At 67.8% G+C, this 21,581-nt stretch carries 20 protein-coding genes and 1 pseudogene; 12 read left to right on the forward strand and 9 right to left on the reverse strand.

The features are described 5' to 3' along the window. Positions 1-60: 60 nt before the first annotated feature. On the reverse strand, positions 61-900 hold the full coding sequence (locus tag FN829_RS01170; RefSeq protein WP_142985174.1) for a proline dehydrogenase family protein: 840 nt from the start codon (positions 898-900) through the stop codon (positions 61-63). 142 nt (positions 901-1,042) lie between these two features. On the opposite strand from FN829_RS01170, the gene FN829_RS01175 reads away from it, so the two are divergent. Beyond that, positions 1,043-1,585 (forward strand): CDP-2,3-bis-(O-geranylgeranyl)-sn-glycerol synthase, encoded by a 543-nt coding sequence (locus FN829_RS01175; protein ID WP_142985175.1) that lies wholly within the window; start codon positions 1,043-1,045, stop codon positions 1,583-1,585. An 81-nt stretch (positions 1,586-1,666) separates the two neighbouring features. On the opposite strand, the gene FN829_RS01180 is transcribed toward FN829_RS01175, so the two are convergent. Beyond that, the gene (locus FN829_RS01180; protein WP_142985176.1) at positions 1,667-1,957 is read right to left on the reverse strand and encodes a PRC-barrel domain-containing protein; all 291 of its coding nucleotides are present in this window, start codon (positions 1,955-1,957) and stop codon (positions 1,667-1,669) included. 222 nt (positions 1,958-2,179) lie between these two features. Here FN829_RS01180 and FN829_RS01185 point away from each other — a divergent pair, with 222 nt between their 5' ends. Together FN829_RS01185 and FN829_RS16405 are read left to right on the forward strand one after the other, a co-directional pair. Then, the gene (locus tag FN829_RS01185) at positions 2,180-2,857 is read left to right on the forward strand and encodes a hypothetical protein (RefSeq protein WP_142985177.1); all 678 of its coding nucleotides are present in this window, start codon (positions 2,180-2,182) and stop codon (positions 2,855-2,857) included. A gap of 1 nt (position 2,858) precedes the next feature. Further along, entirely contained in the window at positions 2,859-2,963 is a 105-nt protein-coding gene (locus FN829_RS16405) for a hypothetical protein (protein WP_394348698.1), read from the forward strand. On the opposite strand, the gene FN829_RS01190 is transcribed toward FN829_RS16405, so the two are convergent. From FN829_RS01190 to FN829_RS01205, 4 genes are all read right to left on the reverse strand, one after another. Then, a complete protein-coding gene (locus tag FN829_RS01190) occupies positions 2,964-5,141 on the reverse strand; it encodes a heavy metal translocating P-type ATPase (protein WP_142985178.1) in 2,178 nt (725 codons plus the stop codon). It abuts the gene before it with no gap. A 232-nt stretch (positions 5,142-5,373) separates the two neighbouring features. Next, positions 5,374-6,159 carry an ABC transporter permease subunit gene (locus tag FN829_RS01195; protein ID WP_142985179.1) on the reverse strand — a complete coding sequence of 262 codons (786 nt, stop codon included), beginning with the start codon at positions 6,157-6,159 and terminating at the stop codon, positions 5,374-5,376. After that, a complete protein-coding gene (locus FN829_RS01200) occupies positions 6,152-7,090 on the reverse strand; it encodes an ABC transporter ATP-binding protein (RefSeq protein ID WP_142985180.1) in 939 nt (312 codons plus the stop codon). Before FN829_RS01200 ends, FN829_RS01195 begins: the two co-directional genes overlap by 8 nt. Further along, complete coding sequence (locus FN829_RS01205; RefSeq protein ID WP_142985181.1) at positions 7,080-8,993, reverse strand: COG1361 S-layer family protein; 1,914 nt, start codon at positions 8,991-8,993, stop codon at positions 7,080-7,082. Before FN829_RS01205 ends, FN829_RS01200 begins: the two co-directional genes overlap by 11 nt. Positions 8,994-9,191: 198 nt before the next feature. Between FN829_RS01205 and FN829_RS01210 the strand changes: the two genes are divergently transcribed. The 5 genes from FN829_RS01210 to FN829_RS01225 all read left to right on the forward strand — a co-directional run bounded on the left by FN829_RS01210 (position 9,192) and on the right by FN829_RS01225 (position 14,123). Beyond that, complete coding sequence (locus FN829_RS01210) at positions 9,192-9,371, forward strand: HVO_0416 family zinc finger protein (protein WP_066412020.1); 180 nt, start codon at positions 9,192-9,194, stop codon at positions 9,369-9,371. A gap of 89 nt (positions 9,372-9,460) precedes the next feature. Beyond that, positions 9,461-9,619: a DUF7563 family protein gene (locus FN829_RS15770; protein ID WP_185955655.1), complete on the forward strand. Its 159-nt coding sequence runs from the start codon at positions 9,461-9,463 to the stop codon at positions 9,617-9,619. A gap of 154 nt (positions 9,620-9,773) precedes the next feature. Further along, positions 9,774-11,618 carry a UvrD-helicase domain-containing protein gene (locus FN829_RS01215; RefSeq protein WP_142985182.1) on the forward strand — a complete coding sequence of 615 codons (1,845 nt, stop codon included), beginning with the start codon at positions 9,774-9,776 and terminating at the stop codon, positions 11,616-11,618. After that, complete coding sequence (locus FN829_RS01220; protein WP_142985183.1) at positions 11,615-13,000, forward strand: M24 family metallopeptidase; 1,386 nt, start codon at positions 11,615-11,617, stop codon at positions 12,998-13,000. Before FN829_RS01215 ends, FN829_RS01220 begins: the two co-directional genes overlap by 4 nt. A 61-nt stretch (positions 13,001-13,061) precedes the next feature. Next, positions 13,062-14,123 (forward strand): BGTF surface domain-containing protein, encoded by a 1,062-nt coding sequence (locus tag FN829_RS01225; RefSeq protein WP_142985184.1) that lies wholly within the window; start codon positions 13,062-13,064, stop codon positions 14,121-14,123. 36 nt (positions 14,124-14,159) lie between these two features. Here the strand turns inward: FN829_RS01225 and FN829_RS01230 are convergent, their stop codons facing one another. Continuing rightward, entirely contained in the window at positions 14,160-14,429 is a 270-nt protein-coding gene (locus FN829_RS01230) for a DUF7533 family protein (protein ID WP_142985185.1), read from the reverse strand. A 350-nt stretch (positions 14,430-14,779) separates the two neighbouring features. Between FN829_RS01230 and FN829_RS01235 the strand changes: the two genes are divergently transcribed. Then, positions 14,780-15,958, forward strand: coding sequence for a sugar phosphate nucleotidyltransferase (locus tag FN829_RS01235; RefSeq protein WP_142985186.1), 1,179 nt, complete (start codon positions 14,780-14,782; stop codon positions 15,956-15,958). Position 15,959: 1 nt separating this feature from the next. Continuing rightward, positions 15,960-17,783 (forward strand): glutamine--fructose-6-phosphate transaminase (isomerizing), encoded by a 1,824-nt coding sequence (gene glmS, locus FN829_RS01240; protein ID WP_142985187.1) that lies wholly within the window; start codon positions 15,960-15,962, stop codon positions 17,781-17,783. 65 nt (positions 17,784-17,848) lie between these two features. On the opposite strand, the gene FN829_RS01245 is transcribed toward glmS, so the two are convergent. Together FN829_RS01245 and FN829_RS16410 are read right to left on the reverse strand one after the other, a co-directional pair. Next, positions 17,849-20,155 carry a hypothetical protein gene (locus tag FN829_RS01245; protein ID WP_246066417.1) on the reverse strand — a complete coding sequence of 769 codons (2,307 nt, stop codon included), beginning with the start codon at positions 20,153-20,155 and terminating at the stop codon, positions 17,849-17,851. Next, complete coding sequence (locus tag FN829_RS16410) at positions 20,094-20,225, reverse strand: hypothetical protein (protein ID WP_281286007.1); 132 nt, start codon at positions 20,223-20,225, stop codon at positions 20,094-20,096. Before FN829_RS16410 ends, FN829_RS01245 begins: the two co-directional genes overlap by 62 nt. Before the next feature lie 118 nt (positions 20,226-20,343). Between FN829_RS16410 and FN829_RS01250 the strand changes: the two are divergent. Then, positions 20,344-20,805 (forward strand): annotated as a pseudogene (locus tag FN829_RS01250) (GAF domain-containing protein); the annotation flags it as partial. Between the two features lie 111 nt (positions 20,806-20,916). Then, positions 20,917-21,564: a riboflavin synthase gene (locus tag FN829_RS01255; protein WP_142985437.1), complete on the forward strand. Its 648-nt coding sequence runs from the start codon at positions 20,917-20,919 to the stop codon at positions 21,562-21,564. The last annotated feature ends 17 nt before the right edge of the window (positions 21,565-21,581 follow it).

Raw genomic sequence — 21,581 nt, forward strand, 5'->3', positions numbered from 1 at the left:
CTCATGTCGTGCGATCGAGGGATTTCCGTCGGGAGGCGACGAGGAAATGCCGCGAGCGACTCACCGACCGACGATCGCCCGCAGCGCGAACGTCAAGTTCTCCTTGCGCTCGCGCACGCGCCGGTAGAAGTACGAGAGCCACTTGTCGCCGTAGGGCGCGTACTGTTTCACGTCGACGCCCCCTCTCGCGAGGTCGCGCTGGGCGTCCTCGCGGACGCCCATCAACATCTGGATCTCGTAGTCGGTGCCGTGTTCGACCGCGAGCCGGTTGGCGAGCGAGACCATCTCGGGGTCGTGGCTGCCGACGGCAACGCCCCGATCGCGGTGCTCGAAGAGGAACTCGATGTCGCCGCGGTACGCTTCGTCGACGTCGGCCTTGTCGGTGTAGGCGATCGACTCGGGCTCGTCGTACGCCCCCTTCACGAGTCGGATCACTCCGGGGACGTCGATGAGGCGTTCGAGGTCCTCGCGGGTGCGCTTGAGGTTCGACTGGACGCACTGACCGACGCTCCAGGGGTAGTCGGCCGCGATCGACTCGAAGGCGTCGAGGGTGGCGTCGGTGGTGTCGGCGTCCTCCATGTCACACCAGACGAACGCGCCGTGTTCGTGGGCGTGCGCGACCAGCTCGCGGTACTGTTCCTCGAAGAGGTCGGCGGAGACGTCGAGGCCGATCTGCGATGGCTTCACTGAGATACACGCGTCGAGGTCCGTGTCGGCCAGATCATCGAGGAGCCGGCAGTACGCGTCCGCGTCCGCGCGGGCCTCCGCGGGGTCGTCGTAGTGTTCCCCGAGCAGGTTCAGGATGACGGCGATGCCCTCCTCGTTGCGGGCCCGTGCGTGATCGAGCGCCTCGGGAACGCTCTCGCCGGCGACGAACCGGCGCGCGATCGGGGGGATCATACCCGGAGGTGGGTGTCACCCGACTTGAGCGTTGTCACCCGTCGATCCGCAGGCGTCGAGGGGGCGACCGCCCCGTGGGTCGCATCCGCGGCCTCCTCGTCGGATCCGCGGTTTATATGACCCGGACGGGCGTGGGATCGTCATGGTCGGTTCCCTCGTCGCGACCGCGTTCTGGGCGATGGTGCCAGCGTACGTGCCGAACAACGCCGCGGTGCTCGCCGGGGGCGGCCGCCCCATCGACGGCGGCCGCGAGTGGCGGGGCGCGCGCCTGCTCGGCGACGGGAAGACTTGGCGCGGAACCGCCGTCGGGACGGCCGTCGGCGTCCTCGTGGCGCTCGGACTCAACGCCGTCGTCGACCCGGCGAGCACCGCTGTCGGGGTGGACCTCCCGACGTTCGAACTTCCCGCGGCGGTCGCGCTCGCGTTCGGCGCGATGGCGGGTGACATCGGCGCGTCCTTCCTCAAGCGGCGCTCCGGTCGCGAGCGCGGGGCGTCGTTCCCCGGGCTCGACCAGCTCGACTTCGTCGTCGGCGCGCTGCTCGCCGTCTTCCTCGTCGCACCCGACTGGGCGACGGCCGTCTTCACGCTTCCCGTCCTCGTCGTCGTGGCCGTGATGACGCCCCTCCTCCACGTGACGACGAACGTCGCCGCCTACGCGCTCGGATTGAAGAACGAGCCGTGGTGACGTTTCCGGTCGATCCCGGCTTTCCAATGAAAGTCCGATTTCCGGGAGAGACGACCCGAACGGAGCGGTCCGCTCGCGTCGCTATCGCTTTCGATGGATCGACAGGTCGACGATCACCTGATCGCCGACCGCAGTGATCGCGTCGCCGGCGATCCTGATGATCTCCTCGTCGATTTCGCGTTCACCGTCCGTGTCACGTTCGATCGGCTCGATCGCGTCGCGTTCGGGTACGGGCGGGTCGGGATCGACGAGGAGCGTCTCGAAGTCGCCGGACCGCGGATCGATGGTGAGGTTGTGAACGGTACCGAGTTTCCTGCCGTCTGCGCTGAGCACCGGCTTTTCGGGGAGGGCGCTCGCGAGGACCGTGGACATGCCGCCTAGAAGTGGGCGAGAAAGTGGCAAAAAAGTACGGATCCGTCGGGTGTACCGACCGGGTGTATCCGCTGTAGGAATCAGTACTGATATCTCGGTCGGAAGCGATTTACGTTGAATCGAAAAAGCGGTGCGTACCAAATACGAGGCTTTCACACGCCGGCTACGAACGGGACGTCCGTCTCGAACGCTCGATCTACAACAGAATGGAGACGAGGAAGGATGAAATACTCGGATCTGCTTTCCAAAGTCAGCGTTCTCTTCCTCGAAGAAAACGACGTTCAACGAGACCTGTTCTCACGGTGGATCACGACCGTCTCGACGAAGACGGTCACGGAACCGGAGGAGGTCTTTCGCGAGTTCGATTCGAGTGTAGCGCTAGTGATTCTCTCTCATTCGGCTCTCGAGGACGAGGAGGCCGAGATCCAGCGGTATATTTTGACACGGAATCCGTCCTGTCAGGTGGTCTTGCTCACCTCCCCGGAAGCGGACGAGGCGCGTTACAGGGCCGAGTACGACGCGACGATCACGCGGCCCGTTTCCGAACGCGAGCTTACCACCTTGGTCGAGAAACGCCTTCGATACGGGATCTATAGCGCGCTTATCGAGGAGTTCTACGCGTTGAACTCCCGGTTGATTACGCTCGAACGGAGCGATTCGGACAGGGACAGTGAACGTACGGAAACGATCCGAGATCGCATCCGGAAGGTGGAGGTCCCGATCCAGCACCTCCGATCGACCATCGATCACGAGGACACCCGAGAGTTGCTCAAAAGCCTCAATTCACACAGGGAGTTTCTGAACAGCCCGTCCCGCGAGACGGAGGCTTCCACGACGTCGACGTCTCCTTCCGGACCGGTGTCCGAATCGCTCACGTACTTGGGGCGTCGATCACGGTAATCTGCTCGGACGGGGGTATACGCGGATGGGCGCGAGCGTTTGGAAGTGCGAAGACCGTGGCCACACCGTCCATCGCGCCGATGCGAGTCATCGATACGTCTCTTGATCACTCACGGTACCCGAGCAGCCGTAGGCCGTTCAGGGAGACGAGCACCGTCGATCCTTCGTGACCGACCACGGCGAGCGGAAGCGGGATCCCTCGGAGCAGGATCGTGCCAACCATGACCGCGATCGCCCCGAACGCGATTGCGAGGTTGACCGTCAGCGTCCGGCGGGTCTCGCGCCCGAGAGTGAGGACGTAGGGGATCTTGCTGAGGTCATCGCCCATTAGAACCACGTCGGCGGTGTCGAGCGCGACGTCAGTTCCGGCCCCACCCATCGCGATGCCGAGCGTCGCGGTCGCCAGGGCCGGCGCATCGTTCACGCCGTCGCCGACCATCGCCACGTTCTCGTGTCGATCGACTAGGGATTCGATGGTTGCCACCTTCTCCTCCGGCAGCAGTTCTGCCTGTACCTCGTCGATCCCGACTTCCTCGGCGATCCGGGTAGCGACGCGCTCGTTGTCGCCCGTCAGCATGACGATGTGGCCGATCCCGAGCGAGCGGAGGTCCGCGATCATCTCGGCGGCGCCGGGACGGACCGTGTCGGTGAACGCGAGCCACCCCAACACGGTGGCTCCGGCGTCGTCTTCTCGAACGACGATGACGCTCGTTTTCCCCTCCGTCTCGAGCGTCCGGAGGCGCTCGAGCCCGGGTTCGATCCCCTCGATCGCCGCGTCTCCGAGAACGGTTCGGTAGTAACTCCGATTCCCGATGTGAACGGTACCGGCTTCGACGTCGGCACGGACGCCCTTTCCCGCGACCGACTGAAATCGCCGTGCGTCGGGGACGTCGAGTGATCGCTCCTCCGCTGCCGACACGGTCGCACGAGCGAGGTGGTGCTCCGATCGGGTCTGTACCGCGGCCGCCAGCGCGAGAAGCCCGTCGTCAGTCAGTGACCCGTTGGCCGTCTCTCGGACGGAGACGTCCGTCAACTGCGTGTCTCCCCGCGTGAGCGTCCCCGTCTTGTCGAACGCGACCGCATCGATCGCCGCCGCCGACTCGACGTGTTCGCCGCCTTTGAACAGAACGCCCTGCCTGCCACCCGAGGCGATCGCCGAGAGCACCGCCGCGGGCGTCGAGATGACGACCGCACACGGCGAGGCGGCCACCATGAGCGTCATCGCCCGATAGAACGTCCCCGTGAACGCGCTCCCGAGCGCGAGAGGAACCGCGATAGCCGCCAGCGTGAGCGTGAACACGCCGAGGACGTACGGTTGCTCGAGGCGGTCGATGAGCCGCTGTGTGGGTGCCTTCTCGCTCTGTGCGTTTTCGACCATGTCGATGAGGCGACTGATGGCCGACTCGTGAGCCCGCCGCGTGACCGTTATCTCGAGGCTTCCGCTCTCGTTTATCGTCCCGCCGAACACCTCGTCTCCCGGCTCCTTCGGCACGGGAACGGACTCGCCGGTGAGCGAGGCCTGGTCGACCGTCCCTTCGCCCGACGTGACGACGCCGTCGAGCGGGATTCGGTCGCCGGGGCGGACGACGAACAGGTCGCCGACGGCGACGTCCTCGATGGGAACGGCGATCTCCTCGCCGTCGCGGAGCACCTGGGCTTCGTCCGGTCGCATCCGGATGAGGGACTTGATCGCCCGGCGTGAACGCCCGATCGCGTAGTGCTGGAGCGCGTTCGACAGCGAGAAGAGAAAGAGGAGCATCGCACCCTCGAACGGCGCTCCGATCGAGAGGGCACCGAGCGCTGCGACGATCATCAGGAGGTCGATGTCGACCGCGCGGTGACGGAGGGTCTCGACCGCGCCCTTGAACCCGTACCAGCCGCCGAACGCGTACGCGACGCCGTATCCGGTCCACCCGAGAGCGGACGGGCCGTCGAGCCACCCCGTCACCAGACCGGCGACCATCCCGAGCAGCGTCAGTCCGACGAACGCCCCTTCCCGTCCGAGTTCCGAACGGGTACTCGCCTCGTCGGTTCCCGCGTTCTCGTCGTTCCGGATCGTGACGTCCCGGTCGCGGACCGCGTCCCTGATCGCTTCCTCGGACGTGAGTTCCTCGTCGTAGGTGACCCGGACGCTCCCGGTTCGGAAGGAGACGTCGACGTCGTGGACGCCGGATACGCTCCGGAGGCGTCGCTCGAGCGCCCGTGCGCCCGCTTCCCCACGACCGCCTCGCCGTTCGATGCGGACCGTACACGTCGAGCGAGACGGTGAGTCGGGATCGGTCACGGTCTCGGTACCTACGGGCTGGTTGGACTTCACGTTTTATCGGCTCTAGTCGACTCGAGAGGCGTTGAACGGAGCGTGATCGGGATCCTCGATGGACCTACTCGTCTCCCCGCGAGCGCTCTCCCGCTCGCACTGATAACGCTCGGCGTCGTCTGTGACGGGGAGTGTCTCGCGAACCGCGCTCCACTGATGCCACGAGACGCCTCCCACGGATCGAACGGTGACTCCATCGTCAGACGTCCCGTCGATAAAAGAGGATCTGACTGAGAAGTACGAGTCCCGCGAAGGTGACGAGGAGTATTCCGGTGTCGATCAACTCGTACGACCCGTCGATCAACAGCGGAGTCGGATCGTAATACTGCGTCGGGCTGACGTATTGGATCCACTCGTACTCGCTGGCACCCCCCACGATGGACTCGACGAGGAACAGCACGAACACGACCCCGACGGCGCCTCTCTCGGCGATCGCCGCTCGATCGGCGGCGACGGAGAACACCAACCCGATCGCCGTACACACGAAGAGATACGGGATCGACAGGGCGTGAGTCGCCGCGAGGTGTGTCACGTTCATCTGTTCACCGATCGCCGCCGCCAAGAGGTACACGACGCATCCGACGACGACGTTGACGACGACGATGGGTAGCAGTAACGAGGCCAACCTCTCGACGAGGAGTTGTGACCGGGTGATCGGAAAGGACAGCAGTATCTCCATTCGATCGCTCTCGATGTCGGTGGCGATGCTACCGCCCGCGACGTACGCGAAGTACAGCCCTAACCCGAGTATCCACACGAAGTTGTAGATCTGTGCCCCGAGAAACCCCTCGATCGTCGATAACGTCTCGATGCCGAACGCCTCCATCATCGCCGGCGGCAGCTCTTCGAACACCTCCTCGATCGCGACTCCCTCCAAGACGGTGTAATACCAGACGATGAACGCGGCATAGAGGCTGACGGCGACCGAGAGAAACGCCGTTTCACGGAGGCGCCGACCGATCTCGTACCGGGCCGTTTCAAACATCGGCACCGCCGATTCCGTCAGTATTCTCGGACTCGCTTTCGCCGTAATAGTGGATGAATACGTCCTCTAATGGGGGTTCGGCGATGTCTATCTCTCGAACGTCGTGTTTCACGAGGGCTCGGAGAAGCGCGTTGTACTCGCCCGTGTATATGAACTGAACTCCGTCGGGGAACCGTTGTATATCGACGACGCCGTCGAGCGACGCCAAACGGGAACCGGACTCGCCGCGCGTAGTGACTCTGACTCGTTTCCCGCCTCGGCTCAACAGGGTGTCGACGTCCTCGAGTTCCACGAGGGTCCCCTCCCGAATGATACCGACCCGATCGCAGATGCGACGGACCTCGCTGAGAACGTGTGAAGAGAGGAACACGGTCGTACCCTGGTCCCGTTCGGCTCTGATGAACTCGTTGAACTCCTCCTGTTTGAGCGGGTCCAGTCCGGACGTCGGCTCGTCCATGATCACGAGGTCCGGATCGTGCATGAACGCCTGGATCACGCCGAGCATTCGTTTGTTCCCGGTCGAGTACTCTCGTATCGGGCGCTCGATGGGCGGCGTGAACATCTCGAGGAGCTCGGCCAACCGGCTGTCCCCTTTGATCGAGGCGTGGTACTCGAGGACGGCTCTGCCGGTCACTTCCTCGTTGAACCCGAGACGTGCCGGCAGGTACCCGATACGCCGCTTCGCGTCGACCAGCGCGGGTTCGTCGTGGACGTCCGCCCCCAGAACGGTCGCCGTCCCCGAGGTCGGCCGGATCAGTCCCAACAGCAGCCGAATGGTCGTCGACTTACCGGCGCCGTTCGGTCCGAGAAAGCCGAACACTTCCCCCCTTTTGACGGTGAACGACAGCGAATCGTTCGCGATCACGCTACCGTACTCCTTGGTGAGGTCGCGTGTTTCGATCGGCGGGACGGTCGACGCGTCACCTCGCATAGAACCACCACCCACCGGCGGCGACGAGCAGCAGCAGGACGACGAATACGACGACCTCGACGGGGAGGTCGTTTCCTCCCGTCTCCGTCACCGTGATCGCGACCGTCGCCGGGCGAGTCGCGTTGCGGGTCTCGTCCCCGTCGGTGTATTCCACCTCGACCGTCGCCGGAAATCGACTCGCCGGTGCGCCGCCATCGACTTCGAGGTCGAACGCGACGCGAGCGGTTTCCCCCGGCCGTAACGACGGAATCACCGTCGTACCGAACTCGCTCTCCAGCGGTTCGTCGACGTTCAACCTGAGATACACGTCCCGGATCTCGGCGTCTCTCCGGTTCGTGACGTCCAATTCGAGAACGCCGTCCTCGCCGGCAGCGAAGCGAGGCTCGACCGCCGTTACGTCGACCGCCTCCCGACGCTCCGCGATCGAAACGACGACCGGATCCTCGGACGTCCCCTCGGTGTCTCCGGGATCGCGGTATCGGGTCGTGACCGAGACCTGTTGGGGTACCGCGTCGGAGTCGGATGGCACGGTGCCCCGAAACCGAAAGGTCGCGGATTCGTCGACGTCGAGATCCCCGATCGCGTAGGTCGGATCCCGCGGAGCGAACGGCGCGTCTCCGAGGCTCACTACGACGTTACGTGCGTCGACGGGGCCGGCGTTCCGGATCGTTCCCCGGACGGTACCGGTCTCGCCGACTCGAAGCGATGAGTCGGTGACGGACACTCGGAAGTCCTGTCGTGGATCGATGGGGACGTATATCCAACTCTCGCTCGTCCGTTCGCCGTCGGCACGCGTCCGATAGCGGGTCGTCACCTCGAACCGCCGAGGCACCGCCTCCGCCTCGGTAGGAACGGTTCCGCGGAACCGGAAGGCCGCGGATTCGCCGACTGCGAGGTCTCCGATGCCGTAGGTGGCGTTCGGTGCGCCGAGTCGTGTCCCATCGAGGGCGAGGACGACGTCGCTCGCGTCGACCGGTCCGTCGTTCCGTATCTCTCCCCGGACGATCCCGGTGCCGCCGACTCGGAAGGTCGCGTCGGTCATCGACACGGAGAACGCCTGCTCGGGTTTCGGTCGTACGCCGACGATCATCCCGGTACGAGCGTCTCGTACCCCGTTCGAGTCGGTGAACTCGACTCTCCCCGTGACGGCGAGATCGCGGAGTGTCGTGCCGGATCGAACGTCAGCCTCGTACCTGAGCGTCGCGTTCTCTCCGGGATCGAGCCGATCGACGTGAGCCGTGTTTCGATCGGTTTCACCCAGCCTGAGATCGTCGCTCGTGGTCTCCAGTTCGACGGTGACGTCGCGGGCCGTCTCCTCGCCTCGGTTCGTGACCTCCGTGGTGAGCGTCCCGGATCCGCCGACCTGGACGTCGCTCCTGACGGTTCGAAGATCGAACGCGGGACCGTCGTCGACGACCACGTCTATCGGTTCGCTCACGGTTCGTGACCGCTCCTGAACGACGTTGCTTCGGGGGGCGTACTGGGACGTGTGTGAGTATCTGAGCCGCACGTCGAGCGTGTACTCCGCTCGTTCGACGTCCTCGGGAGTGGTCACCGTGATCGGGACGTCCCGCACGTCTCCATCGGCGATCGTTCCGATCGACTTCCGCCGCGTCTCGACGGTGAACGGAACGTCGTCGTCTTCGATCTCGACGGTGACGCTTCGGGCCGTCGTCACTACCTCCCGCTGTGTTACGGCCCCCGAGTGGACTTCGCCGTCGTTGGCGACCTGTACGGTCAGTTCGGCCGTACTTCCCGGCGTGAGCGTCGGTTCCGGGACGTACACACGGAGATCGGGCTCGCCGCGAACGTACTGCCCCTCGTCCTGTGCGGCTCCGATCCCGGCCGTCGCTCCCGTTAGAACGAGTAACACGAGGGCGACCCCACAGACCCGTCGGGTCATTCGCGATCTCCACGACGGTTCGTGACTGCCCCTCGGAGGCGATCTCCTCCTCTGAGGCGATCCTTCCGTCTATTATCATATATGCTGAATTTCTTCATGAGTGGTGTTTCGTTCACGACTCGATATGTGTTTTGGCGGACCCGTGACGGCCGATTCACGGAAAGATACTTATGCTGCCGTGGCATACATTCTCACGCAATGTCTAGCGCACCCAGCACGAACGACGACGTGTTCGACGAGTTCCTGTCCGACCGGGGCCACGAGACGGAGATCGTACGCTGGGAGCGATCGTATAACAAGCTTCAGTGCCCCGAGTGCGGTGCGCTCCATCCGGAGGGAACCGCCAGCTGCTCCGTCTGCGACTGGCGGCCGACCTGACGCCGACGGCATCGATCGACCGGTTAGCGGTTTTCTTTCCGTCCGATCCTGCCGGCAGTATTATGTATAACGATTAGCTAGTGGGGCACATGCCGACCTGCCAGAACTGCGGTTCGTTCGTCACGACCGACTACGTCCGGGTGTTCACGCCCAACGAGGTGGACCGTCCCCGCGTCTGTCCGGGCTGTGAGGACTTGGTCCGTGACGGCGCCGACGTGCGGGAAGCGCGCGCGACCCGAAGCAACTGATCCCGGTCGACCTCGCCGATCGGATCCCCGCCCACCTCCTTCCGATCACTCGGCTCCACCGCCGCCTGACGCCCGTCCCCGCCGGGGCGTAGACGGCTCGAACGGCCCTCACCGAGCCACGGCGTTTAAGGAGAGCCGCGATCAGTAGTCGGTAATGAACGACCCCACCGTAACGCGACTGTTCGGCGGCCCCGGAAGCGGGAAGACGACCGCCCTCCTCGATCGGGTCGAGGAGATCCTCGAGGACGACGAAGCGGACGTCCGCGACGTGCTCGTCGTCTCCTACACCCGCGCGGCCGCCGCGGAGATCCGCGAGCGACTCGCCGAGCGCCTCGACGTCTCCCCGCGAAGCCTCCAGGGGAACGTCTGTACGATGCACGCGAAGGCCTACGAGCTGCTCGACCTCTCGCGGGGGGACGTGGTCGGCGAGAGCGACAAGGAGGAGTTCTGTGGGGAGTACGGCATCGAATTCGAGGATCAACACGGCGGGGCCGGCCGCCGGACCGCGCGGTCGACGACCATCGGCAACAAGATCATCGCCACCTCCCAGTGGCTCCAGCGAACCGAGCGGGGCGTGGCCGACTGGTACGACGTGCCCTTCCAGTGGAACGTCGAGGAGGTCAGGCTCCCGCCCGAGGAGGACCCCAACGCCCAGCAGGGCAACAAGTACACGCCGACGTGGCCCTCCGACGACGACCGAATCGACATCCCCGAAGCGATCCGCGCGTGGCGAGCTTACAAGGGCGAGCACGGGCTCGTCGGGTTCGCGGACATGCTCGAGCGCGTGGCCCAGCGCTCGCTCGTCCCGAACGTCGAGTACCTGATCATCGACGAGTTCCAGGACATCACGACCCTCCAGTACGGCGTCTTCGAGGAGTGGAAACCCCACATGGAGAAGGTCCTCATCGCCGGCGACGACGACCAGGTCGTCTACGCCTGGCAGGGTGCTGACCCCGACCTCCTCCTCGAGACCGACGTCGACGAGGACGTGATCCTCCCGAACTCCTACCGGCTCCCCTCGGAGATCCTCAACGTCGTCAACGCGGAGATCCGCCACATCGACAAGCGCCAGGAGAAGGACCTCCACCCGCGAAAGGAAGGCGGCAGCGTCGAGGCGATCGAGTCGCCGTCGATGCTCGAACTCGTCCGGAACGTCCGCTACACCGTCGAGGACGACGAGGGCAGCGTGATGTGTCTGTTCCGCGCGCGCTACCAGATGTTCGACTTCATCGACGAGTTCATCGACCACGGGATCCCCTTCACGATGCTGACCGACGGACGGATGTGGACCGATCGGGTACAGGACTACGTCTCCGCGATCGAGAAGCTCGACGACGACGATCCGATCACCCTGCTGGAGGCCCGCCGGCTGGCGGACATGCTCCAGGAGTCGGCGTTCGGCACCCACGACCGCGAGGACTTTTACGACTTCATCGACGACCGTGAGGAGGCCGCGGACGCCGAGGACATCTCGCTCATCGAGGTGCCGACCGACGAGGTCCGCGACCGGATCCCGTTCATGCCCGACGCGGCGAGCGCCGACGACATGGTTCGGAAGGTGACGAGCTTCCAGCGGAAGTCGATGGGCGCGTACTTCGAGGGCGAGTACGCGGGGATGGACCCGACCCGCGTTCGGGTGGGCACCATCCACTCCGCGAAGGGCCGCGAGGCCGATCACGTGTTCGTCGCGACCGACCTCACGGAGAAGGTCGTCGAGCAGATGGCCGCCTCCATCGACGACCCGACGGACGTCGACGGTGTCGACGAGTTCACCAAGACGACCAGCCCCGTTCCGGTGCTCACGGACAACGAGCGCCGGGTGTTCTACGTCGGGATGTCCCGCGCCCGCGAGCGCCTCGTGATCATGGAGAGCCTCATCGGCGGCGCGCCGACGCTCCCGATCAGCGTTCTGCTGTTCAACGAGCTCCGCGACGAGCCGCCACAGCAGCTCATCGAGGAGGTCCAGGACGAGGTGGCGGTCCCCGAACCCGAGCCGTGAGCGGCGAGCGCTCGGAACCCCGCCCGCTTCGGACCGACCTCTCCCCCGTCGCCGAGGCCGTCTCGGAGGCGGACGCCGCCGGGTTCGTCGCGGTCGGCGACCGCTTCGACGACGACCTTCGCTACCTGACGCGCGTTTCCGGCCCGGACCGGTCGTACGGGGTCGTCGTGACTCCCGAGTCCGCGTCGTCGCCGGCGCGGGCGGTCCTTCTCGCGGCGCCCTCCTTCGCTCGAACCGTCGAGCGGCGATTCGTCGACGCCGCCAGAGTCGACGGGACTCGAGACGCCTCTGTTCCGCCCGGTCCCGACGCCTTCCACGACGGGGTCGTCCGCGCGGTTCGCACCGGTGACGACGGCGATCCGGTCGGCGTCCGGGCCGCGGCGGTCCTCGAGGAGAGCGGATCCGACCACCGTCCCGTCCTCGTTCCGCGCTCCGTCCCTCACGACGCGGCCGTCTATCTCGAGCGCGCCGGCTACGACGCCGCGTCGACGCCGGTCGTGACCGACGCGCGGGCGATCAAGAGTCCGGCCGAAATGGACCGGATCCGGCGGGTACAGCGCGCCGCCGAGGCAGGCATGGCGCGCGCGGAGACGATCCTCGCACGGAGCGAGCCGGCCGAGGAGTCCCCGCGGGCGGGCCACACCGACGCCGGTACGGAGGCGCGACCGGTCCTGCGCTGGAAGGGCGGCCCGCTCACCCCCGAGCGACTCCGGCGCGCGGTGAACGCGACGCTCGCGGAACGGGGCGTCGGCGACGCCGGAAACACCGCCGTCTTGGCGGGTCGGGCCGCCGCGGATCGGTACGGGGGAAGCGGGTCGACCGCCGATCCCGACCGAACCGTCCCGATCCGGGCGGGCGAGACGGTCGTGGTCGATCTCGCCCCGCGCGGCCCGGACGGCTACCACGGCGCGCTCGCGCGGACGTTCGTGGTCGACGGCGACGGCGGCTGGGAGCGGCGAGCGTACGTCGCGGTCGAGTCGGCCCGCGAGGCCGCGCTCGCGGAGGTGGAACCGGGAGTCCCCGCGGCGACCGTCCACGGGGAGGCGGCCGCCGAACTGGCCGCCTACGGCTTCGATCCGAACGCGTCGCCAGGCGAGGCCGGATACACCCACGACACGGGTCGCGGGGTCGGGCTCTCCCGACGGGAGCCGCCGGCGCTGCCGGGCGGGCCGGAACTCCGTACCGGAGCGGTCCTCACGGTCGAACCCGGCGTGTACGACCCCGCGATCGGCGGCGTTCGGCTGGGTGACCTCCTCGTCGTGCGCGAGGACGGCCACGAGGTCGTCTCCGGGTATCCGTTCGGGACGACGCCAGTCGATCGGGAGGGATCCGACGGCGCCGAGACGACGGATGGGACGGTCGATAGCCGCGCCAGCCGATAGCTACGACGATCGTTTGAGCCATCAGCGGTCCTATGTCGTCCCCGTTCGACCGTCGAACCGCATGCCGACACAGCCCTCCACGGCCGACGAGGCCGAATCGAGCGGACGAATCGCGAGGAAACTGCTCCCCGCCGCGGGCACCGTTCTCGTGGCCGCGCTCGCGGTGGTCGGGGTTGCGCTCGTCGGGAGCGCGTTCGCGGGGACCGCCGCCGCGGACGGCACCGCCGACCTCGACGCGTCGATCGTCACCGTGAACGACGGTGGAACCGCCGAGATCGCGGTCGAAACCGACGGCGTCGACGAGTTCTCGATCGCGATCGGCGACGAATCGGACAGCGGATACGCGCTCCACGCGACCGTGACTCCGGACGACGACGGCACCACGTCGCTCGTCCTCGATCACGCCGAGACCGGCGGAGGCGGGACGTCCCTGAGCGCCGAGGGCGACGCCTCGGTCTCGATCGACGACGAGACGGGTCTCGAGGAACCGATCGCGCCCGGATCCTACGACGTGGAAGTGTCCACGGGCGGCGACGAGCCGGACGACGTCGGGAGTCTGATGGTCGAGCCGGCGTCGACGGCTGACGGTTCCAGTGATGACGGCGGAGACGGCGGAGACGGCGACGACGGCGGGTCCGAGGACGGCGGTTCGGCGGACGGATCGAGCGATCCGACCGTCGTCACCGAGTCGGACGTCGAGGCGGCCGACGTGGTGGTCGAGCCGGCCGAGACGGACGTGACCGTCCCGGTCGACCTCGCGGACGGGGAGACCGTGACCCTCCGGATGCGGTCGACCGGGGACGCGACTCCGGCGTACATCAAGACCGCGGAGCCGACGGTCGAGGGTGGCGAGGCGACCGCGACGTTCGACCTGAGTCAGGCGAGCCACGGCGACCGCGCGACGCTGACGGTCCGCGGGAACGACGGGCTCGACGGCGAGACCGAGCACGACGTCCTGATCGTCGACGAGTCGATCGGGGTCGAGGAGGACGACGGGACTGAAAGCGCCGACGACGGCGGCCCCGGTGACGGAACCGACACAAGCGTACCCGGATTCGGCGTCGTCGTCGCCGTGCTCGCGCTGTGTGCGACCGCGCTCGTCGCGAACCGGCGGAGCGCGTAGATCGAGCGAGCGCGGTTTCTCCGACCCTCCTTCGATCTACTTCTCGACGGGTTCGCCGTCGGATCCCGTCTCGGCGTCGTCACCGCGGAGCTGTCGCGGGAGGAGTCCGCGGACGAACCCCCGGAAGATCCGGCCCGGGTCGAGGAAGTACTGCGGCAACACGACCATCGCGACCGCGACGACGAGCAGTCCGCCGCCGAGAGCGATCTCGCCCGCGAGGAGGCGGACGACGGCGTAGTTCGCGAGCGGCAGCGCGAACACGAGCGACGCCGCCAGCCCGATCATGTCGAACAGCCCGAGGCTCATGTGGCACCCCTCTCTCCTCGTTCGGCATAAGCGGCTCTGTTGATGTTCGCTTTTCGAGAGGTGCTCGAGTCACTCCGTTTCTGCCCCGCCGAGCCCTCCCCCGCGACACCGAACCCGGGGGCGCCCCAGCCTCGTCGCCGGACTACGTCCGGCCGTCGGAGGTGCGCGCGACGCACGGAGTGGATCGTTCCGCCGGGAGAAGGGCTTCTCGGAAAGGGGAGTTCAACCGGTTGATGAGTTCCACGAGAGAGGAGTCCAAAACGGCGGGCTTTCCCTGATCTCGGCAGGGAAACCGATCCGCGTCGCGAGGAACACCACCCTTCAAGTCGGTTGGACGTCTCCAGTCCGACATGTCCAACCGACCGACGACCGCCGTCGTCCTCGCCGCCGGCGCGGGGCGACGGCTGAGTCCGTTGACGAACCGGCGGCCGAAGCCGATGGTCCCGGTCGCCAACAAGCCCCTCCTCGAGTACGTGATCGAGGCCGCGAGCGCGGCCGGCGTCGACGAGTTCGTCCTCGTCGTGGGCTACGAGCGCGAGCGGATCCAGACCCACTTCGGCGACGGCGACGACTGGGACGTCTCGATCCGGTACGTCGTACAGGAGAAGCGGCTCGGCACCGCACACGCGGTCTCGCGGGCCGAGTCCCACGTCGACGGGCCGTTCCTCGTGTTGAACGGCGACCGGATCGTCGAACCCAGCGCGGTCGAGGACGTCCGCGACGCGCTGGCCGCCGGCGACGCCGCGGCCGCGATGGCGGTGACCCGAAGCGACCGACCGCGGGCGTACGGGGTCGTCACGGTCCGTGGCCACCGCGTCGAGACGATCGTCGAGAAGCCCCTCAGACGCGCGGATTCCGAAGTCATCAACGCGGGCGTGTACGCGTTCACGCCGGCGGTGTTCGACGCCATTCGCGACACGCGGTCGTCCGAGGAAGGCGAGTACGAACTCCCCGACACCGTCGCCCGGCTCATCGACGAGGGCGGCGTCCGCGCCGTCAGGTACGACGGCGGCTGGCACGACGTGTCGTACCTCTGGGACCTGCTCGCGGTCACCGACGACGTCCTCGACCGCGACGGCGGAGCCGTCGAGGGAACGCTCGCATCCGGCGCGAGCGTTGACGACCGCTGCGTCGTCGCTCCGACCGCCTCGGTCGGCCGAGGCGCGGTCGTCGGCGCGGGAACGACCGTGGGCGAGAACGCTCGGATCGAGCCCAACGCGACCGTCGAGGGCTCCGTCGTCTTCCCGGACGCGACCGTCGAGGCCGGCGCGGTGCTCCGCGACTGCGTCGTCGGCGCGGGCGCGACCGTCGGCGCCAACGCCACGGTCCGGGGCGGGACCGCCACCGTCGCCGTCGCCGGCGAGCTGTACGAGGGGGTGCGGCTCGGTGCGGTCGTCGGCGACGACGCGACCGTCGGCGGCGCGGCAGCGCTCTCGCCGGGGACCGTCCTCGGCAACGACGCCGTCGTCGGCGACGGCGCGTCGGTGAGCGGGCGGGTAGAGGACGGCGTGACGGTACGGAGGGGATAACATGTGTGGAATCATCGGCTACGTCGGCGACCGCCCCGCGCTGCCTATCCTCTCGACCGGGCTCTCGAACCTGGAGTACCGGGGGTACGACTCTGCCGGGGTCGCGCTCACCGACGACGCGGTCTCGGTGTACAAGAAGTCGGGCGAAGTGAGCGAGCTTCAGGGAGTCCTCCCCGAGTCGACCGACCACACGCGGGGGATCGGCCACACCCGCTGGAGCACCCACGGCCCGCCGACGGACGGGAACGCGCACCCCCACACGGACTGTACCGGGCGGGTCGCGGTCGTCCACAACGGGATCATCGAGAACTACGACGCGCTCCGCGAGGAGCTCTCGGACCACGAGTTCACGAGCGACACTGACACGGAGGTCGTCCCGCACCTGATCGAGGAGTCGCTCGACGCGGGCGCGGAGCCGCGGGCGGCGGTCGAGGCCGCCGTCGACCGGCTCGAGGGCACCTACGCGGTGGTCGTGACGATAGCCGGCGTCGACGAGGTGTACGCGACCCGCCGCGACAGCCCGCTCGTCGTCGGTCACGCCGAGGACGGGACGTTCCTCGCCAGCGACGTGACCGCCTTCCTCGAGCACACCCGCGAGGTGACCTACATCGAGGACGGCGACTTCGCCGTGATCGGCGACGACGGCCTCTCGCTGTATCGGGACGGTGAGCCGGTGGACCCGACGGTCGAGACGCTCGAGTACGAGGCCGACGCCGCCGAGAAGAGCGGCTACGACCACTACATGTTGAAGGAGATCCACGAGCAGCCGCGGGCGCTCAGACAGACGATCTCCGGGCGGATCGACGCCGAGGACGGGACCGTCAACGTCGACGTCGACCTCCCGAGCGAGTACGTCGACTCTGTCGATGAGATCCAGATAGTCGCCTGCGGCACCTCCAACTACGCGGGACGGTACGCCGCGGAACTGCTGGAGTCGATCGTCGACGTCCGCACGACCGTGGAGGTCGCGAGCGAGTACGAGTTCGACGGCGGCCGCGACCCCTGGCGAACGCTCGTCGTCGCGGTGACTCAGAGCGGGGAGACTGCCGACACGCTCTCGGCGATCCGGCGGGCGAAACGCGCCGGCGCGCGGACGCTCGCCGTCACCAACACGCTCGGGAGCACGATCGTCCGCGAGACCGACGACAGCGTGTTCATCCGCGCGGGCCCCGAGATCGGGGTGGCGGCGACGAAGACGTTCGCCTCGCAGGTGGCGACGCTGACGCTGCTCGCGGTCCACGTCGGTCGTGCCCGCGGGTCGCTGTCGTACGGGCGAGCGCGAGAGCTGCTGGAATCGGTCCGGAGGCTCCCGAACGCGATCCAGGGCGTCCTCGACCGCGAGGACCGGATTCGCGAGGTCGCCCGCGAGTACGCCGACAGCGACGCGTTCTTCTTCGTCGGGCGAAAGCTCGGACACCCGGTGGCGCTGGAGGGCGCGTTGAAGCTGAAGGAGATCTCCTACGACCACGCCGAGGGATTCGCCGCCGGCGAGTTGAAACACGGCCCGCTCGCGCTCGTCACCGAGGACACCCCCGTGTTGGCGCTCCTGACCGACGGCTCCCGGCCGGGTGAGACGCTGAACAACGTCAAGGAGGTCCAGGCGCGCGGCGCGCCCGTGATCGGCGCGGCGACCGCCGATGGCGACGGCGAGGCCGCGGCCGACTCGACGTACCTCGACGTCGAGTTGCCCGTCCCCGCTACCGGCGCGCTGGAGCCGCTCGTCGCCAACGTCTACTGGCAGCTGTTCGCCTACCACGTCGCCGACGAGAAGGGTCGCCCGATCGACCGACCGCGCAACCTCGCGAAGAGCGTGACGGTCGAGTAGCACGTTCCGGGCCTCTCGCGGTCTCCTCACGGTCCTCGGGCTCCCCCCAGCCCGCGGTCTCCGCCTCAGTCGTATCGGCCGAAGGCCTCACGCAGGTGCTCCGCGGACTCCTTGAGCCGCTCCGTGTACGCCGGCTCGTCCCAGGTCGGCGGGACGTACGCGACCGTGTCGAGCCGACCGCCCTCGATCCCGGGGACCGCGTGCGCGAGGTTCGTCGATCGCGAGTCGATCGGCTTCGCGGCGGTGGAGTCGGAACCGCCCTCACCGTCTGCCGGCACGTAGGTGGCGGCCGCGACGTCTATCGCCTCGAACGGCTCGTACGCGTCGACCCCGTCGGTCCAGAGGTCGCCGAGCCGCCGGCGTCGACTCGGGTCGGCGACGTTGAGGAGCAGCCACGGGAGCCGGATCTCGATCGCGTCCGTCGACGGCGAGACGTGGACGTCCGCAAGCGAGTCGTACTCGGGCGAGTCGGGGTTTCCGTTCCCGTAGCGGAGCGCGCCCGTCTCGACCGACTGGAACGGGACCCGCTCGCCGGTCGGCGGGATCGTGTACCCGCGACCGATCGTCATCCGAAGCGGCGCGAACGCGCCGGGGTCGGGGTCGCGGTACGCTGAGAGGTCCAGCCCCGCCTCCGCGCCGTACAGGTACGCGAACGCGTCGTAGCGGGGGTGGACCGTCACGCGGGAGTCGTCGGGACCGCCGAGCCGGACGACGAAATCGGTCGACGACGAGACCGCGTCGACGCCGTGGGGGAGTTCCACCCCGCTCCGACCGGTCAGGCCGAGCGTGACGAGGTAGTTGGTCCGATCCCAGTCGACCCCGCCGCCGTCGCCCCCCGTACCGCCGATGTCGGCGAGCTCGAGCCGGATCGAGAGGTACGCGGCGTCGCTCGTGACCCGGAGCGCGGTCAGTTCGCGGTCGCCGTCCGCGCCGTCTGCGCCGTCCGCGCCGTCTGCGCCACTCGAGCCGTCGTCGACTCGGACCGGTGAGCCGGCCGACGTCGCCGCGGTCGCGTCGGTCCACGCGCCTTCGGAGCCGTCGAGCGGGACCCCGTTCGCCGGGTCGAACGTGAGCAGGCCGAACCCCTGTTCCGGCGTCTGGACGTTCGACCACTCCGGCCGGCGGTTCGAGTCCGAGACGGGGGCGAGGTTCCACGTCCGCTTGAACCACTCGTCGTGCCAGCTGAAGACGAGTCCCCCGGCCGCGCCGACCTCGCGGACGTCCTCGTACATCGCCGCGACGATCTCCCCCTGCTCGTTTTCGGTGTGTCGACCCTGATCGCGGCCGTGGACGTGTCGCTGAGCGATCCCCCGCGAGTCCGGGACGCCGAACTCGGCGACGACGAGCGGGTGGTCAGTCGTGCCGACCAGGTCGTTCAGGTAGCCGGCGTAGCTGTTGGGCTCGCCGCGATGGTCGACGTAGTTCGCGTACTCGGGCGTCTCGTTGAGCAGCGGCGGATAGTACGGGTAGACGTGGTACGCCGCGAACGTGCCCGCGTCGTAGGCGTCGGTCGCGACGACGGCGTCGGGATCGACGGTGACCGCGTCCTCCGCCTCGAACGGCTCGTAGGGGTGCGAGAGCGGGTCGGTCGTCACCCAGTTCGTGAACGCCGCCGGGCGTTGGGTCCCGTACTCATCGATCTCGTGGGCCACCGCCCGATCGAGCCGCTCGGCGAGCCAGCGCTCGAAGGGACGATCGACGGTCGAGGAGAGGTACTCGCCGTCGTACGCGCCCGGATCGTTCGCCCGGTTCGTCTCGGCGACGACGGTCGGCGGCCACTCGATCCCGGCGATGTAGCCGAGGACGACGTCGCTCACGTCGGCGTCGTACGTCCCGCTGGCGTGGCCGGGCTCCGGATCGAGCGTCGTCGCGCCGTGAACGACGTCGACCGCCTGCCGGAGCGACCGGTCGAACTCCGCGGAGAGCGCGAAGGCGTCTCCGGCGTCGGCCAGGAGTTCCTCGCCGATCCAGTTGCCGTGGAGGAGGTGGATCGGGTCCGCGTGCTCCCGGTTGTACGCAGCGAGCGCGCGGTAGAACGCCGGCGGGTGGACCGTGTACACCCGGACGACGTTGACGTTCAGCTCTCCCATCCACGCGAGCCACCGGTCGTACTCCTCGCGGGTGATCGCCGCCTCGCCGGGGAAGCGTCCGGGCTTGGCCATTCCGAGGTTCACCCCGCGCGGAACGAACGCCTCGAACGGCCCGCCGTCGACGGAGACTGCGAATCCGTCGTCGACGACGCGGACGCGTCGGTCGGGGCCGTCGGACTGGCCGGGGTCGTCACCCGCCCCGTCGTCTCCGCCCCCGGCGTCATCGGGTCCGCTCTCGCCCCCCCCCGTCGGTTCCGCTGCCGTCGCCGTCCGATCCGGCACGGAACCCGCAGCCGGCGGTTCCGACCGCGCCGGCGGCACCCATCCTGCCGAGGAACGCGCGTCTGTTCACGGAGAATCCACTCGCTGGGGAGGGAAAACCCTGCTCCCGGCGTGACGCGTCGGCGAACGTCTCGGTTTTTTTTCACCCGGCGTCGACAACGTCGGCGACGACCCTCCCGAGCACGACCATGAACACCGAGCCCGACCACTCCAACCCGTTCGAGAGCCTCCTCCGGCTTGCCGACGCCGACCTCACACCCGAAGAGCGGATCCGCCGCGCGATCGACGTCGGCCGCGAGTACCTCGACGTCGACAACGGCGTCCTCTCGTACACCGCCGAGGGGCGCTACGAGGTTATCAGCACGAACATCGACTCCGGTCCCTACGCCGAGGGCGGGATCGTCGATCTCGACGGAACGTGGTGTCGCCACGTCGTCACGGACGGCGAGATGATCGGATTCGCCGACGCCGCGGAGAGTCCGTACCGCGACGACCGCGCGCTCGGGATCACCGGGCTGAATTGTTACGTCGGCGCACCCGTCGAGATCGACGGGGAGACGTACGGGACGCTGTGTTTCTCTGACGAGGACGCGAGAGAGGAACCGATCACCGAGCGGGAGCGCGACTTCGTCTCCGTGCTCGCCGACTGGGTCGGCCACGAGCTCGAACGCGACGAGGTCGACCTGGAAGCGTTAGTTTTCGACGCTTGGGAGACCGTCCGGACCCAGAACGGCTATCCGTCAGCCGTTCCCAGTCGAGGTATGTTCACCGGCATCGTCGAAGGAACCGGGACCGTCCGGACGCGAACCGAGACGGCAGACGGCCTTCGGCTGCGGATCGGCGTCGACGGCGTCGACGGCTTCGACGACCTCGCTCACGGCCAGTCGATAAGCGTGAGCGGCGTCTGTCTGACCGTCGAGGAGCACGGGAGGGCTGCTGACTCCGGCGGCGGGGCGACCGCACCCGCGAACGGGACGGGTGCCTGGTTCGAGGTCTTCCTCGCCGCGGAGACGGTCGCGAAGACGTACCTCGGGGACCTCCGTGCCGGCGACGCGGTCAACCTCGAGCGCGCGATGCCCGCCGACGGGCGGTTCGACGGCCACGTCGTCCAGGGACACGTCGACACGGTGGCCGAGGTTCGGGCGATCGAGCGCGTCGGCGAGGACTGGCGGTTCACCTTCTCGATCCCGGAGGGACACGGCCGCTACCTCGTCGACAAGGGGTCGGTGACGCTCGACGGGATCTCGCTCACGATCGCCGAGAAGCGCGACAAGGTCTTCGACGTGGCGATCATCCCGACGACCTACGAGTTGACGACGCTCTCGGAGAAGTCCGCCGGGGATCCGGTCCACCTGGAGGTCGACGTGATCGCGAAGTACGTCGAGAACATGCTCGACGGCTACGCGTAGCCGGCTCAGCCCGTTCA

Origin of the sequence: Halorubrum cibi, from assembly GCF_900182635.1 — an archaeon.
Taxonomy (GTDB): domain Archaea; phylum Halobacteriota; class Halobacteria; order Halobacteriales; family Haloferacaceae; genus Halorubrum; species Halorubrum cibi.